This is a genomic window from Streptosporangium carneum, from assembly GCF_027922005.1.
Classification (GTDB): domain Bacteria; phylum Actinomycetota; class Actinomycetes; order Streptosporangiales; family Streptosporangiaceae; genus Streptosporangium; species Streptosporangium carneum.
This window is the reverse complement of record NZ_BSEV01000006.1, coordinates 15,258-29,312: the sequence shown is the minus strand read 5'-3', so window position 1 is coordinate 29,312 and position 14,055 is coordinate 15,258. Positions and strand designations below refer to the sequence as shown.

At 70.9% G+C, this 14,055-nt stretch carries 15 protein-coding genes; 8 read left to right on the top strand and 7 right to left on the bottom strand.

The genetic code is table 11. The annotated features are described in order from the left end of the window. Window positions 1-23: 23 nt before the first annotated feature. Window positions 24-971 (bottom strand): YihY/virulence factor BrkB family protein, encoded by a 948-nt coding sequence (locus PKF00_RS15335; RefSeq protein ID WP_271218181.1) that lies wholly within the window; start codon window positions 969-971, stop codon window positions 24-26. A 360-nt stretch (window positions 972-1,331) separates the two neighbouring features. Between PKF00_RS15335 and PKF00_RS15330 the strand changes: the two genes are divergently transcribed. The 3 genes from PKF00_RS15330 to PKF00_RS15320 all read left to right on the top strand — a co-directional run bounded on the left by PKF00_RS15330 (window position 1,332) and on the right by PKF00_RS15320 (window position 4,048). Next, entirely contained in the window at window positions 1,332-1,502 is a 171-nt protein-coding gene (locus PKF00_RS15330; protein ID WP_271218180.1) for a hypothetical protein, read from the top strand. Between the two features lie 191 nt (window positions 1,503-1,693). Further along, window positions 1,694-2,917 carry a GNAT family N-acetyltransferase gene (locus PKF00_RS15325; protein WP_271218179.1) on the top strand — a complete coding sequence of 408 codons (1,224 nt, stop codon included), beginning with the start codon at window positions 1,694-1,696 and terminating at the stop codon, window positions 2,915-2,917. 105 nt (window positions 2,918-3,022) lie between these two features. Further along, on the top strand, window positions 3,023-4,048 hold the full coding sequence (locus tag PKF00_RS15320) for an NADPH:quinone reductase (protein WP_271218178.1): 1,026 nt from the start codon (window positions 3,023-3,025) through the stop codon (window positions 4,046-4,048). 9 nt (window positions 4,049-4,057) lie between these two features. Here PKF00_RS15320 and PKF00_RS15315 read toward each other — a convergent pair whose 3' ends face one another. After that, complete coding sequence (locus PKF00_RS15315; protein WP_271218177.1) at window positions 4,058-4,474, bottom strand: DUF2795 domain-containing protein; 417 nt, start codon at window positions 4,472-4,474, stop codon at window positions 4,058-4,060. Between the two features lie 373 nt (window positions 4,475-4,847). Between PKF00_RS15315 and PKF00_RS15310 the strand changes: the two genes are divergently transcribed. Beyond that, window positions 4,848-6,221, top strand: a complete 1,374-nt coding sequence (locus tag PKF00_RS15310) for an NADP-dependent succinic semialdehyde dehydrogenase (protein WP_271218176.1) — start codon at window positions 4,848-4,850, stop codon at window positions 6,219-6,221. A gap of 162 nt (window positions 6,222-6,383) precedes the next feature. Here PKF00_RS15310 and glyA read toward each other — a convergent pair whose 3' ends face one another. After that, window positions 6,384-7,691: a serine hydroxymethyltransferase gene (gene glyA / locus PKF00_RS15305; protein ID WP_271218175.1), complete on the bottom strand. Its 1,308-nt coding sequence runs from the start codon at window positions 7,689-7,691 to the stop codon at window positions 6,384-6,386. A 103-nt stretch (window positions 7,692-7,794) separates the two neighbouring features. Between glyA and PKF00_RS15300 the strand changes: the two genes are divergently transcribed. Together PKF00_RS15300 and PKF00_RS15295 are read left to right on the top strand one after the other, a co-directional pair. Next, window positions 7,795-8,844 (top strand): PucR family transcriptional regulator, encoded by a 1,050-nt coding sequence (locus PKF00_RS15300; RefSeq protein WP_271218174.1) that lies wholly within the window; start codon window positions 7,795-7,797, stop codon window positions 8,842-8,844. Between the two features lie 28 nt (window positions 8,845-8,872). Then, window positions 8,873-9,115: a hypothetical protein gene (locus tag PKF00_RS15295; protein ID WP_271218173.1), complete on the top strand. Its 243-nt coding sequence runs from the start codon at window positions 8,873-8,875 to the stop codon at window positions 9,113-9,115. A gap of 30 nt (window positions 9,116-9,145) precedes the next feature. Here the strand turns inward: PKF00_RS15295 and PKF00_RS15290 are convergent, their stop codons facing one another. The 4 genes from PKF00_RS15290 to PKF00_RS15275 all read right to left on the bottom strand — a co-directional run bounded on the left by PKF00_RS15290 (window position 9,146) and on the right by PKF00_RS15275 (window position 11,260). Then, on the bottom strand, window positions 9,146-9,682 hold the full coding sequence (locus PKF00_RS15290) for an ATP-binding protein (RefSeq protein WP_271218172.1): 537 nt from the start codon (window positions 9,680-9,682) through the stop codon (window positions 9,146-9,148). 124 nt (window positions 9,683-9,806) lie between these two features. Continuing rightward, window positions 9,807-10,370: a type 1 glutamine amidotransferase domain-containing protein gene (locus PKF00_RS15285; RefSeq protein ID WP_271218171.1), complete on the bottom strand. Its 564-nt coding sequence runs from the start codon at window positions 10,368-10,370 to the stop codon at window positions 9,807-9,809. A gap of 75 nt (window positions 10,371-10,445) precedes the next feature. Continuing rightward, window positions 10,446-10,712, bottom strand: coding sequence for a DUF4031 domain-containing protein (locus PKF00_RS15280; RefSeq protein ID WP_271218170.1), 267 nt, complete (start codon window positions 10,710-10,712; stop codon window positions 10,446-10,448). Then, window positions 10,709-11,260 carry a TetR/AcrR family transcriptional regulator gene (locus PKF00_RS15275; RefSeq protein WP_271218169.1) on the bottom strand — a complete coding sequence of 184 codons (552 nt, stop codon included), beginning with the start codon at window positions 11,258-11,260 and terminating at the stop codon, window positions 10,709-10,711. The genes PKF00_RS15280 and PKF00_RS15275 overlap by 4 nt, the downstream gene beginning before the upstream one ends. Before the next feature lie 117 nt (window positions 11,261-11,377). Between PKF00_RS15275 and PKF00_RS15270 the strand changes: the two genes are divergently transcribed. Both PKF00_RS15270 and PKF00_RS15265 read left to right on the top strand, forming a co-directional pair. Beyond that, window positions 11,378-12,955: an MDR family MFS transporter gene (locus tag PKF00_RS15270; RefSeq protein WP_271218168.1), complete on the top strand. Its 1,578-nt coding sequence runs from the start codon at window positions 11,378-11,380 to the stop codon at window positions 12,953-12,955. Between the two features lie 93 nt (window positions 12,956-13,048). Continuing rightward, window positions 13,049-14,026 (top strand): GNAT family N-acetyltransferase, encoded by a 978-nt coding sequence (locus PKF00_RS15265; RefSeq protein ID WP_271218167.1) that lies wholly within the window; start codon window positions 13,049-13,051, stop codon window positions 14,024-14,026. Window positions 14,027-14,055: the final 29 nt, after the last annotated feature.

Here is a 14,055-nt window from a genome sequence, read left to right as displayed (position 1 = left end):
GCCCGCGCCCGCGCCGGTCCGTGTCAGGGCGCGGGCGAGCCGGCGGCCCCGCTGCCTGGCGGCGGAGAGAGCATGGCCTTTCCCGTGGTCAGATCCACGATCCTGCCGCTCCTGCCGGTCGCGGTCAGCGCGGCGGCGAACAGGACGAGCTGGTTGAGGGCCTTCAGGAAGACCAGCAGCGCGGCCGCGCCCGCCACGACCTGGTAGGCGGGGTTGGCCGCGGTCATGCCGATGTAGAGCTGGCCGAGGGTCTTGAGGATCTCCAGGCCGACGGTGATGAGCAGGGCGGGGCCGAGCACCCGGCGCAGCGGCAGCCGCAGCCGAGGGGGCGCGCTCAGCAGGGCGATCGCCAGCAGGGTGTTGACCCCGAGGCCGATCAGGAACGCGGCGGTCGACAACAGCCACCTGGACGGGGCGTCGTGGGCGCCCAGGGTGTGGGCCACCAGCCAGTTCAGCACCTCTCCGGTGACGAACGCCATGGCGAGCGTCACGGAGAGCAGCAGCCCGAGCCCGGCCAGCACGCCCAGATCGATGAGCTGGCGCGCCAAGAAGTTGCCGGGGTACTGCTCGAGGCGCCAGATCGCCCTGATCGCCGAGCGCAGCGTGTCCATCCAGAACAGGCCGGTCAGCGGCAGGCCGACGAGGGCGATCACCCCGGCCGTGCTCTGCGCGTCGCGCAGAGCCGCCACGTCGAGGCGGGGGAAGTTCGCGCTCAGGTAGTCCTGTACGGCGAGCAGCACCTCCGGAGTGTCCAGAACGTGCCCGATGATCGCGAAACCGAGGAGACCGAGCGCGAACAGGGCGAAGAAGGAGTAGTAGGTGAGCGCGGCCGACAGGCGTCCGCCGTCCACCTGGTCGTAACGCGTGCCCGCGCGCGCCAGGTGGTCGAGCCAGCCATGGCGGCGGCGGGCCCGCTCCCACGCCGCCGCGATTCGCCCGGTGAACCGCCCGGTGAAGCTCATGGCCGTCATGGGTGAGCCCTACCCCGCAGTCACGGGGGATACCGCCCCGCGCGGGCGGGCGGGGCGCGTGGCCGGGACGGGCGGTCCGAAGCCCCGCCGGAGATCGGGCACGGTGGGACGCCGGACAACGGACAGGGCGGAAAACGACGGGATCACCCCGGAAGTTTGGCAGAGAACCCGAGGTCATGGGCGGCCCCGCCGTAACCGAGATCTTTTCGCCGCCTCACAGGCGGGGACCGGGCCCGCCGTCAAGCGGAGGGGCAGCGGAGGGGCAGGAGTCAGGGGTGTCCCTGAGGGGAGACCCTGGCTTGACCCTGACTTCCTCTCCTGCCCCTGCCGCGGGGCCGTACCGGCACGTAGCGTGGAGCCATGGGACGGATTCTTCTGATCGTGGCGGCCGTGGTGCTCGCCTTCTTCCTGCTCGGCTCGCTTCTCGGCTTCGTCTTCGGGCTGCTCAAGTGGGCTCTGATCATCGGCCTTGTCGCCGTCGTGGTCACATTCGCTGTCAAGCTTTTCCGCTCCTCCGGCATCAGGGGCTGACCGGCCGGAGGGGGAGGCGGGTCCCGGCACCGGGGGGTGGGCCGACAGGCCTCGACCGGGACCCGCCTGGCCGGTCGACGCGGGCGGTGAACACGGCGGACACAGCCGTGTTCACCGCCCGCGTCGGCGTTGACCGGTCATGCGACGTTAATCGCTTTGCCGGATCCGGCGGGGTGGATATGGTCGGACAGATGATCACGATTGAGGTCCGCCCAGTGCCGGAGTCCGACATCGAGCAGGTCTTCGAGCTCAGTGACATCGTCTTCCACCAGCGGACCGACGCGGGGGAGCGCGAGGAGCGCCGCTGGCGTTTCCTGCTCGCCCATCGCGTCGGCGCCTACGACGGAGACCGGCTGGTCGGTTTCATGGCCTGTCTGCCGCTCGGCGTCTCCGTGCCGGGCGGCACCCTGGGATGCTCGGGCGTCACCTTCGTCGCCGTCCTGCCGACCCACCGCAGGCGGGGCGTGCTGACCGCCATGATGGACCGGCTCTGGTCCGACACGGCCGAACGCGGCGAGCCCCTGGCCGCGTTGTACGTCTCCGAGGCGGCGATCTACGGGCGGTTCGGCTTCGGCGCCGCCACCAGGGCGATCAGCATGGAGGTCGCCACCGACCGGCCGCTCGGCCTGCGTGTCGAACCCGATCCGGGGCCCCTCAGGCTGATCTCCCCCGCGGACGCGGCGAAGGTCGTCGGTCCGCTGTACGGCAGGGCCACCGCGCGCCGCGCGGGCCAGTTCCTGCGGGACGAGCAGTGGTGGGCCGAGTCGGTGCTTCCCCGGGTCGACGAGGAGGACGAGGACCTCACGGCCCCCCGGGTCGTCGTGCTCGGCGAGGAGCCCCGCGGATACGCGGTCTACCGCTCGAAACAGGGCGACGACAGCGTCGGGGTTCCCGGCGTCGTGCAGGTCGTGGAGCTGGAGGCCGACACGGTGGAGGCGGAGGCCGCGCTCTGGCGCTACCTGGCGTCCGTCGACCTGACCAGGCGGATCTCCTGCTGGGCGCGTCCCGTCGACGACCCGCTGCCGCTGCTGGCCGCCGACCCCGACCAGGTGGTCGTGACGCGGACATGGCCCGCGCTGTGGCTGCGGCTGGTCGACCTGGAGTCCGCCCTCACCCGGCGAGGCTGGGCGCGGGACGTCGAGGCCGTCCTCGAGGTGCGCGACGAGCGGATACCCGCCAATCACGGCCGCTGGAGCCTGCGGGCGGGACGGGACGGCGCCTCATGCCGCCGCGTCGACGCGGCGCCCGACCTGACGCTCGCCGTACGCGATCTGGCCTCCGCCTACCTCGGTGACACGCCGGTGCGACGGCTCGTCGCCGCGGGGCTCGCCGTCGAGCACACCCCCGGTACGGCGGAACGCCTTGACGCGGCCCTCGCCACCCCGCTGGCCCCGTTCGCGGCCGACCAGTTCTGACAGGACTGGTTCCGGCAGGACCCGGTCCACGAACGGAGGGAGCGCGGACATAGAGAGTAGGAAATACGGGGAATAGGGCGGGCGGACGGGATCTTTCTTTTCGACATGAAGGCGATCATCTACACCGAGACCGGTGGTCCCGAGGTCCTGCGTCTGGTCGACAGGCCCGTTCCCGAACCCGGCCCCGGCGAGGTACGGGTCCGGGTGGTCCTGTCGGCGGTCAACCCGAGCGACTGGAAGTACCGCGCGGACAGCGCCGACGGCAAGCCGCCCTTCCCCGAGGTGGTGCCCGGCCAGGACGGCTCCGGGGTCGTCGACGCGGTCGGCGAGGGGGTCGACGAGCTGAGGCCCGGCGACCGTGTCTGGATCTGGGAGGCGGCCTGGCAGCGCAAGGACGGCACCGCCCAGGAGTTCGTGGTGCTGCCCGTCCGGCAGGCCGTACGGCTGCCGGAGGAGGCGTCGTTCGAGGTGGGGGCCGCGCTCGGAATCCCTGCGCTGACCGCGCACCGCTGCCTCACCGTGGCGGAGGGCACGACGGGGCGGCTGGCCCCGGGCAGTCTGGAGGGCCGCACCGTCCTCGTCGCGGGCGGGGCGGGCGCGGTCGGCAACGCCGCGATCCAACTCGCCGGATGGGCGGGCGCCACGGTGGTCGCCACCGTCAGCGGCCCGGAGAAGGCCGAGCTGGCGCGCGCGGCGGGAGCCCGCCACGTCGTGAACTACCGAACCGGGGACGCGGCGGCCGAGATCAGGGGCGTCGCTCCCGGCGGTGTCGACCTCGTCGTCGAGGTCGCCCCGGTGGTGAACGCCGAGCTCGACCTCGCGGTCCTCGCCCCCACGGGAACCGTCGCCGTCTACGCCGTGGACGGCGGCCCCGCCGAGCTGCGCCTGCCGATGGGGCCGGTCGCGACGGGCAACCTCCGCTACCAGGGCGTCCTGGTCTACACCGTTCCCGAGGGGGCCAAGCTGGCCGCCGTCGAGGACGTCTCCGCCGCCGTCGCGGCGGGCGCGCTGAGGGCGGGGGAGCAGGCGGGTCTGCCGATCGTCCGCTTCCCTCTGGAACGCGCGGCCGACGCCCACGCGGCGGTCGAGGCGGGGGCGGTCGGCAAGGTCGTCATCGAGGTCGGCCTCTGAATCCCGCCGCTACCGGCGGCGGCGCTCCGATCCGAGGCCGAGGGCTCTGGCGACCTCGCCCGCGTTGCGGAATTCCCCGTCCGGCAGGTCGCGCAGGCTCGCCACGAGACTGTCCGGGGCCATCTTCTCCTCGGCGTGCGCGAGGAGCTCGTCGCGGTCCGCCGGCCATCGCGCGTCGCTCAGCCACTTCGCCAGAGTGCTGCGGCGTTCGACGTCGCCGGGGGTGATCCCCTCCGGGCTGCCCGGTTCGTGGCCCGGAGGGTATCTCCTGGGCGTCAGTTCGTCGTCGGCGTCCCGGATGGGTTCGCGGTCCCGCCACTCCTCCGCGTGGGTCGGACCGCCGCCGCGTACGGTCCCCTCGACCTCGTGCTTGCGCTCCTCGTCCACTCGCGGGCCGTGCTTGGCGCTGCCGCGTTCGGCGTTCATGGTCTCAGCTCCCGAAATAGGGTCGTCATGAGGTGGCCGTACCCAATCCGGCACCTCCCAACATTCCTCACCACGGCTGCCGATTTCCTGTCTTTCCAGGTCAAAGGGGTCTTTTCGGTGCCGTCCCCGGTTCGCGCCGTCTCTTCCGCGTGGGGGCTCTCCCCGGCGGCGGGCCGTCCAGGTTCCCGGTTCCTTTCCGTTTCCCCGGGGCCTGAGGGGATATGGGGTGGAGGGGGAGCAGGGCGTCGATCTCCGCGGTTCCCCGCTCGCATCGCGACCGGCGCGGTGAGAGGCGGCCGTGCCCGCCCCGTCCGGCAGCTCTCGATTCCGACCGGCTCGCCGTCCGAGGGCGGCGGCCGTCGAGGAGGTACTGATGGCGATCGCGACGATCAACCCGGCCACCGGTGAGACTCTGAAGACCTTCGAACCGCTGAGCGACCAGGAGGTGGAGGAGCGGCTCGCGCGCGCCGCCTCCGAGTTCAGAACCTACCGGAACGCCGACTTCAAGCAACGGGCGTCCTGGATGCGCGCCGCGGCCGACCTGCTCGAGAGCGAGCGGGAGGAGGTGGCCAGGCTCATGACCACCGAGATGGGCAAGACGCTGGCCGCGGCCCGCGCCGAGGCGACCAAGTGCGTGACAGGGATGCGCTACTACGCCGACCACGCGGAGGAGTTCCTGGCGGACGAGCCCGCGGACGCGCGGGCCGTCGGGGCGCGACACGCCTACGCGCGCTACCAGCCGCTGGGGCCCGTGCTCGCGGTGATGCCGTGGAACTTCCCCCTCTGGCAGGTGATCCGCTTCGCCGCGCCCGCGCTGATGGCGGGCAACGTGGGACTGCTCAAGCACTCGTCGAACGTGCCGCAGACCGCTCTCTACCTGGGCGAGCTGTTCACCAGGGCGGGCTTCCCCCCAGGCTGCTTCCAGACCCTGCTGATCGGTTCGGCGCAGGTCGAGCGGCTGCTGAGGGACGAGCGCGTGGTCGCCGCCACGCTGACCGGCTCCGAGCCCGCGGGCCGCTCCGTCGCCTCGATCGCGGGCGGCGAGGTCAAGAAGACGGTCCTGGAGCTCGGCGGCTCCGACCCCTACGTCGTGATGCCGTCCGCCGACATCGAGGGCGCCGTCTCCACCGCCGTCACCGCGAGGGTGCAGAACAACGGCCAGTCCTGCATCGCGGCGAAGCGGTTCATCGTGCACGCCGACGTGTACGACGAGTTCGCCGGCCGCTTCGTGGAGCGCATGGAGTCGCTGCGGGTGGGAGACCCCATGGAGGACTCCACCGACGTGGGGCCGCTCGCCACCGAGCAGGGCCTCGACGACCTGGAGAAACTGGTCGCCGACGCGGTCGGGCGCGGCGCGCGGGTGCTGTGCGGCGGGGTGAGCCCCGACAGGCCGGGCTGGTTCTACGAGCCGACCGTGCTGGCGGGCGTCACCCCGGAGATGAGACTGTTCAGGGAGGAGGCGTTCGGTCCCGTGGCCTCGCTGTACCGGGTCCAGGACATCGACGAGGCCATCGCCCTGGCCAACAGCACCTCCTTCGGGCTCGGTTCGAACGCCTGGACCAAGGACGAGATCGAGCAGGAGCGCTTCGTCGCCGACCTGGAGGCCGGAATGGTCTTCGTCAACGGCATGGTGGTCTCGTATCCCCAGCTGCCGTTCGGCGGCGTCAAGAACTCCGGGTACGGCAGGGAGTTGTCCGCGCACGGCATCCGCGAGTTCTGCAACCTCAAGACGGTCTGGATCGGCTGAGCCGCCCGACGCGCTCCGACGCTCGAAGAGCCGGAGAGCGGGGATTAGAGCGGGGGGTGAGGACGCCGGCGCGGGGACGGAGGACACGGCGAAGCGGACAAGAGGGCGGCCCGGACCGGCCCGCCAGGGGCGAACCCCAGGGGGTCGCGGGCCGGTCCGAGATCATTGGGTCGAGCGGCGTAGCGCGACCGCCTCTTGCAGGACCTTGGCCGGATCCCGGCCGTCGATCAGCAGTCCGCGCATCAGCGCCGCGACCTCGAGCATGCTATCGGGGGTGAACCCGCGACGGGTCACCTCCTGGGTACCGATCCGCAGTCCTCGCATCGCCTCGCCGGGAGCCTGGTCGGGCAGGCCGATGCCGCTGAGGTAGACGCCGCCCTCGGCCAGCAGCCGGGCCGCCCGGTCCCCGCCGCCGAACGCGGCGGCGTCGACCGCGACGTGGTGGGAGACCGTCCAGCCCAGGTGGGGCGCCGCGACGGCGAACCCCTGCGCGGCCAGCGCGGCGGCCAGCGCCTTGGCGTTCGCGACGCAGGCGTCGGCGTAGGCGGGGCCGTTCGCGGCGTGCTCGGCGGCCGTGACGGCCAGCGGAGCCAGCCGGGAGGCGTCGTAGTTGGCGGTCAGTCCCGGGTAGGCGGCAGCCGAGACCCGGCGCGCGAGCTCCTCGTCGCGGGTCACGACGGCGGCGCCCGGCGGGCCGCCGAAGGACTTGTAGGTCGACATGGTCACCAGGTGGGCGCCCTCCTCCAGCGGTCGCTGGAAACGGCCGCCCGCGATCAGCCCGGCCATGTGCGAGGCGTCGTAGACCAGCACCGCCCCGACCTCGTCGCACGCGGCCCTGACCCGCGCGACGTCGTGCGGGAACAGCATCAGGCTCGCTCCGATCACCACCAGGGCGGGCCGGTGCTCGTGAAGGAACCCGGGCAGCGCGTCGTGGTCGATGCCGAACAGGTCCGCGTCGTAGGGCAGGTCGACCACCCGCAGGCCCCTGATCCCGGCCGCCCCCTGAGCGTGATGGCTGGCATGGCCGCCCGCGGCCTCGGGCAGCACCGCGATCGTGTCGCCGGGCCTGGCGAACGCGGTGTAGCAGGCCAGGTTCGCCAGCGTCGCGCTCTGCAGCCTGACCTCGGCGAACTCGCCGCCCATCAGGGCCGCGACCTGGAGGGGGGCGAGCACCTCCAGCATGTCGAGCTCGTCCAGGCCTGTCTGGAACTTGTCGCCCGGCCACCCCATGGAGGGGCGGCTGCCCAGCGACACCTCGTGGGCGGCCCTGGCGCGTTCGCTCATCGTGTTGGTGCCCGCGTAGAGCACGACGCCGTCCTCGTCGAGCCTGCCCCTGTGCTCCGCGAGCACCGCGTCGACCAGCCGGACGATCTCGTTCAGTCCCAGACCGTCCGTCTCGGACTCGAGTTCCACCAGCCGCCGCTGCGCCCTGGGCGGCGCCCACGGGGCGACTCGACTGCGTTCCTCCACGCCGGTTCCTTTCGCGAGGCGACGGATGCGACGCTACGGCCCGCGTCATAACCCGTCATCGTCTGCCCAGCGGAGATCTTTCATACATCTGTAGGATTCGGTGATGATCGGCGATGATGTCCAGGATCTTCTCGACTCCCTGGCCGTGGCCGTCGGGCGGGGCATGGCCGTGGACGACTCCGAGGGCCAGGTCGTCGCGCACAGCGTCCACCACGGCGAGGTCGACCGGGTCCGGGCTCAGGCCATCCTGTCCCGCTCCGTCCCCTCGGAGGTGAGAGCCTGGCAGGAGGCTCACGGCGTGGCCACGATCCGGGTGCCGGTCAGGGTGCCCGCCAACCCGGCGCTGGGCATGGCGGCCCGGCTCTGTGTGCCCCTGATCCACCAGGAAAGGCGTGTCGGCCTGCTCTGGATCATCGAGGGCGAGGGCCCGCTGAGTCCGGAGGAGGAGGCGAGGGCCGTACGGGACGCCGCCGCCATCGCCGCCCTGCTCGACGACGGCGGTGGCTCGGGCACGCTGCGCAGGCTCCTCGTCGGAGGGATCACCGTGGAGCGGGCCGCAGGGGTGCTCGGCGACAGGCCGCTGCGCCTGCTGGCCCTGCGCGGCGACCGCGAGGACCTGGGCAGGGCGGTGGGGGAGGAACTCTCCCGGATGCGGCGTCCCACCGCCTTCGCCGTCCTCGACCGGCATGCCGTGCTGCTGCTGAACGGAGGCGAGGACGCGGCCGCGCTGGGAGAGCGGCTGATCGCGCGCACCGGGGGCGGGGCGGGGGTGAGCGCGGTGCACGCCGGGCTCGGATCGGTTGGGGAGGCCTACCGGGAGGCGGTCGCCGCGGCCAGGGCGGCGGTGGCCGAACCGGCGCTCGGACCGGTCGCCCGCTGGCCCGAACTGGGCGTCTACCGGCTGCTCGCCGAGCCGTCGGCCACGCCTCTCGGCCCGCTGCGCGAGCACCCCGCCCTCACCGTCACGCTGGAGGTCTATCTGGACAGCGGCGGAGACGCGCAGGAGACCGCCAGGCTGCTCCACCTGCACCGCACCAGCCTCTACTACCGCCTGGCCAGGATCGAGCAGGCCACCGGGCGGAGCCTGAAGGACGGAGCCGACAGGTTAGAACTCCATCTCGCGCTGAAGCTGGCTCGCTGGAATGCGGTGTAGCCAGTAATAATCCGGGCAAAGCTCTGCGGTGCGGCAGTTGATCAGCGAGCTCGTCAGCATCATGATCGTTCTTGGTCTCCTCGGGCTGGCGGCACTCCTCGTCTCCGTGGTCGTCCTCGTCGCCCTGGCGGCGCTCGCCGTGTCGACCGTCCGCCGACGAGGCCGGGCCGCCAGGCGCGGAAGGAGCGCCGGTACGGGAAGGAGCGCCGGGGCGACGGACGCCTCCGTCCGCGGCCCGGACTCCCGGGCCCCGGTCAGGCCGGGGCCGTGAGACCGTCGGAGACACGCGGGAGGCCTTCGCTCACCTGACCTTCACGTGCTCGCCGACCCGTGTGTGATCACCGATGTGCGGCTCGTTCTGCGTCGTCCTGCCGGAGGCGTGACGTTCTCCCTCCCCCTCGTGTTCCTCGTTGAGCAGGAGCGACAGTCCCGGAGCGTCCTCCACGAAGCGCAGGGTCTTCTCCAGGCAGACGATCGAGCCCCGCTCGTGCCGGTTGACGAAGCGGATGTCGTCGGCCAGGGCCTTCATGATGAGCAGGCCGCGGCCGTGCTCCGAGGTGGGGGACGGGGAACGCGCTCCCGTGAAGTCGAAGCCGTTTCCCGCGTCCACCACTTTGATGACGCAACGGTCGCGGAACAGCTCGGTGCTCACCATGTAGTCGTCACTCGGCGTCGCGTGCTGGATCACGTTCGAGCACGCCTCGGAGAGCATGAGCAGGATGTCCTCGCGAATCTGTGGCTCAACTCCCAGCGCGCGCAGTGACGCGTCCAGCAGTTGCCTGATGACGGGAACGCTCGCGGCGTCTCGCGGAAGACGTAGCGCGATTGTGGCCTCCACAGTGCCTCCTTCGCAGTTGACCTTTAGAGCCCTGCCCCACTCTGGTCGTCCTAACCGAGCAGAGGCCGCCGCTTCTCACGCTTCGCGCCTCGCACCACCCGCACCGCCCGTTCCCGGTGCAGGGCTAGGCGGCGAAGGCGTCCACCACGGCCTGGTCGAAGGCCTTGAGATCATCGGGTTTGCGGCTGGTGACCAGGGTGTTGGGGCCCGCCGTGCAGACGACCACCTCTCTGTCCTCCCAGTTCGCTCCGGCGTTGCGCAGGTCCGTCCTGACGCTGGGCCACGAGGTGACCGTGCGGCCGCGGACGACGTCCGCCTCGACCAGGGTCCACGGCCCGTGACAGATGGCGGCGACGGGCTTGCCCGCCTCGAAGAACTCCTTGGTGAACCGGACTGCGCCGGGGTCGGTCCTGAGGAAGTCGGGGTTGACGACTCCTCCCGGCAGCACGAGCCCGTCGAAGTCGGCCACCGACACCTCCTCGACCGTCGTGTCCACCGGGAAACGCTCACCCTTGTCGAGGTGGTTGAACGCCTGGACCTCGCCCGGTTGGGTCGAGACCAGCCTCGGGGTGCCTCCCGCCTGCTGGACGGCCTTCCACGGCTCGGTGAGCTCGACCTGTTCGACCCCCTCGGGCGCGACCAGGAAGGCGATCGTCTTGCCGTTGAGCATGATTTTCCCCTTCGACATGTGGTCTGTGTCGTTCAGGGAGCCGTCATGCCCTTGATGGAGGGATCCATGCGAAAGGCATGGTTCAGGGGTGATTCATGGACGAACCTTGCGCCTGCGCAGGCCTGACGCGATCAACCGGGCGAGAAGCTCGCGCGAGGAGACCGCCTCCGCCCCCAGGGAGACCGCCCGTTCGTAGACGGTCTCGGGGACGTCGTAGTGGTCGCGGTCGAACGCCCGGGCCGGCACGCCCAGCAGGGCGGCGAAGGCGTGCAACTCCTCGGTCGAGCTGTCGCTGACCAGGTGGGACCAGAGCAGGCCGCGGGGACCCGGCCAGTTCGGCGGGTCGATGAGGACGCTCATCTGCGCAGCAGGTCGAAAGCGACCTCGAGCGCGGCCTCCCTGCGCTCGTCGTCGGTGATCGTCTCGTCTCTGATGATGAACCAGGAGGCGTGCAGGACGAACAGGGCCATGGAGTTCCTCAGCCGGGTGACCGTCGGGTCGTCCGGCTCGACGAGGAATTCGAGGATCTCGAACATCCGCTCGCGGGTGCGCTCCATCACCGGATGGTTCTTCAGCGAGGTCTGGTTGCGCTCGAGGAAACGCATGATCTGGTGGTGCTGACCGTGGTGCAGGTCGTCGGAGTAGCGGCGGATCAGCTCACGGCGGGCCTCGTCGTTGCGGGGCTGGTCCTTCGCCCATTCGACCAGCTCCTCGACCTCGCGCAGCCGGTCCTCGGCCAGGCTGGTGACGATCTCGTCCTTGCTCTTGAAGTGGTAGTAGAGGGCGGCCTTGGTCACGCCGAGTTCCTCCGCTATCTCGCGGAGCGACGTCGCCTCGTAACCCTGCTCGACGAAGAGCTTCAGGGCGATCTCCTGGATGCGCGTCCGAGTATCGGCGTTTTCCCTCATGATTCCCTTTGCGGCGAAATTAACTTGACGACCGGTAAGTGAGCCGCCTACATTCCCAGCATATCCGACACTAGCCGGTCGGCAAGTAAGTGAGATCGTTCTGAGGGGGCGACAGAAGTGAAGGAGACCGCGACCGCACCGGAGCGGCGGCGCGAGGTCATGGTGGTGCTGCCGGGCCTGATGCTCGCGATGGTCCTGGCCATGCTCGACAACATGATCGTCGGCACGGCGATGCCCCGCATCGTCGGTGAGCTCGGCGGCCTGGCCCACCTTTCCTGGGTGGTGACCGCCTACGTGCTCGGCACCACCGTATCAACCCCCATCTGGGGCAAGATCGGCGACCTGTACGGCAGGAAGACCATCTTCCTGGCCTCCATCGTGATCTTCATGGTCGGCTCCGTTCTCTGCGGCATGGCCGGATCCGAGATGTTCGGCGGCCCCGCCGACGGCATGGCCCAGCTCATCGGCTTCCGCGCGCTGCAGGGGCTCGGCGCGGGCGGCCTGATGGTCAACGCCATGGCGATCATCGGCGACCTCGTCCCGCCCCGTGAGCGCGGGCAGTACCAGGGCATCATGGCCGGCGTGATGTCGCTCGCGATGATCGCGGGCCCGTTCGTCGGCGGGTTCATCACCGACCACCTCGACTGGCGCTGGGCCTTCTACGTGAACCTGCCCATCGGGTTCGTCGCCCTCGCCGTGCTGGCCGCCAAGCTCAAGTTGCCGAAGTACCGCACCGAGCACCGCATCGACTGGCTCGGCGCGGTCCTGCTGTCCGTCGGCATCACCGCGCTGGTCCTCATCACCACGTGGGGCGGCAACGACTACGAGTGGGGCTCGCCGCAGATCCTCGGCCTCGCCGCCACCGCCGTGGTCGCGCTGGCGCTGTTCGTGCCGGTCCAGCTTCGCGCCGCCGAGCCGATCATGCCGCTCAACGTGTTCCGCAACCGCAACTTCACGCTGATCTCCCTGGTCGGCTTCCTGCTCGGCTTCGCGATGTTCGGCGCCATCAACTTCCTGCCGCTGTTCCAGCAGACGGTCCAGGGCGCCTCGGCCACCAACTCGGGCCTGCTCCTGCTGCCGATGATGGCCTCGGCCATGGTGATCTCGCTGTTCGTCGGCCGGGCCATCACCAAGACCGGCAAGTACAAGATGTACCCGGTCCTCGGCGGCGTGATCATGGCGATCGCCATGTGGCTGCTGTCCACGATGGACGTCGACACCCCCTCGTGGCGGACCGGCGTCTACATCGCGGTGCTCGGCCTCGGCATGGGCTTCCTGATGCAGACCACCATGCTGATCGCGCAGAACAGCGTGGAGCAGAAGGACCTGGGCGTCGCCAGCAGCGCCTCGACCTTCTTCAGGTCCATCGGAGGCTCGTTCGGCGTCTCGCTGTTCGGCGCGGTCTTCAACAACCAGCTCACCGCCAACCTGTCGAGCAAGCTGGGGCCCGTCGCGGGCGAGAAGCTCGCCTCCGGCGGCGGCCAGTTCAACCCCGCGGCCCTGCACCAGCTGCCCGCGAACGTGCGGACCGGTTTCCTGGAGTCGCTGGCGGTCTCGATCGGCAGCGTGTTCTCGTGGGCCATCCTGTTCGCCGTCCTGGTGCCGGTGTTCGCCGTCTTCATCAAGGAGATCCCGCTGCGCGGCGGCCCCGAGGAGGCCGCGGAGGACAAGGCGCCGGTGCCGGTGCTCGACTGAGCGCGCCGTGACGCCCGGCCGGGCAAGTCACGCGGACCGATCAAGCAAGTCGCGACCCAGCGGCCGCCAAGTCGCCTCGCGCAGACTGGCGGCATGACAACAGAGACGCACGCAGGCATGGAAACGACCGCGACCGCCGCCGGGTACCTCACCCGGCGGCCCAGGGGCGAGGACGCCGCCGACATCCACGAGCTGATCTCCCTGTGCGACACGCAGGTGATCGGCAAGGCGGACATGACCTTCGACGACGTCGCCGACCAGTTGAACGAACCCTCCTTCGACAGGGAGTCGGACGGCTGGGTCGTCCACGACGAGACGGGCCGGCTGGTCGCCTGGGCGTGGGCCTGCCGCAAGGGGAGCGGTGACAACGTGGACATCGACGTGGTCGTGCACCCGGACGCGGCCGTGCTCACCGGTCACCTGTGGGACACCGTGACCGAGCGGGCGAGGCGGATCACCGCCGAACTCGGCCACGACAGGGCCGTGGTGGACATCGGTCTTTACCGGGAGGACAGCGGCAAGCGCGCCATCGCCGCCGCCCGCGGGTTCGCCGCGGCGACGAGCTTCATCCGGCTGCTGGTCGACCACGGGGCCTCGGTTCCCGAGCCCGCCCTCCCGGCCGGGGTGACGCTCCACCACGGGACGACCGACGAGGTGCGGCGTCAGGGGCACGCCGTCCAGCAGGCCGGGTTCGCCGAGCACTTCGGGTTCGCCCCGACGGACTACGACGAGTGGTACGCCGAGCTGGACTCCTCGGCCAACACCGACTGGGCGCAGCTCGCGGTCGCGCGGGTCGACGGCGAGCCCGCGGCGATGCTGCTGGGCACCAACGCCTTCGCCGGAGACGAGAACTCGGGCTACGTGCGCCAGCTCGCGGTGCTGCCGGGCTTCAGAGGGCGCGGCCTCGGCCGCTTCATGCTGCGCACGGCGTTCGCCGCCGACGCCCGGCGCGGCCGGGTCGGCACCTACCTCCACGTGGACGCCAACAACAGCACCCCCGCGCTGGACCTCTACCTGTCGGTCGGCATGCGGCAGGTGCTGGCCATCGACGTCTGGCGCCGGACCGTCTGACCCCTCAGATCCGTCCCCTCAGCCAGCGG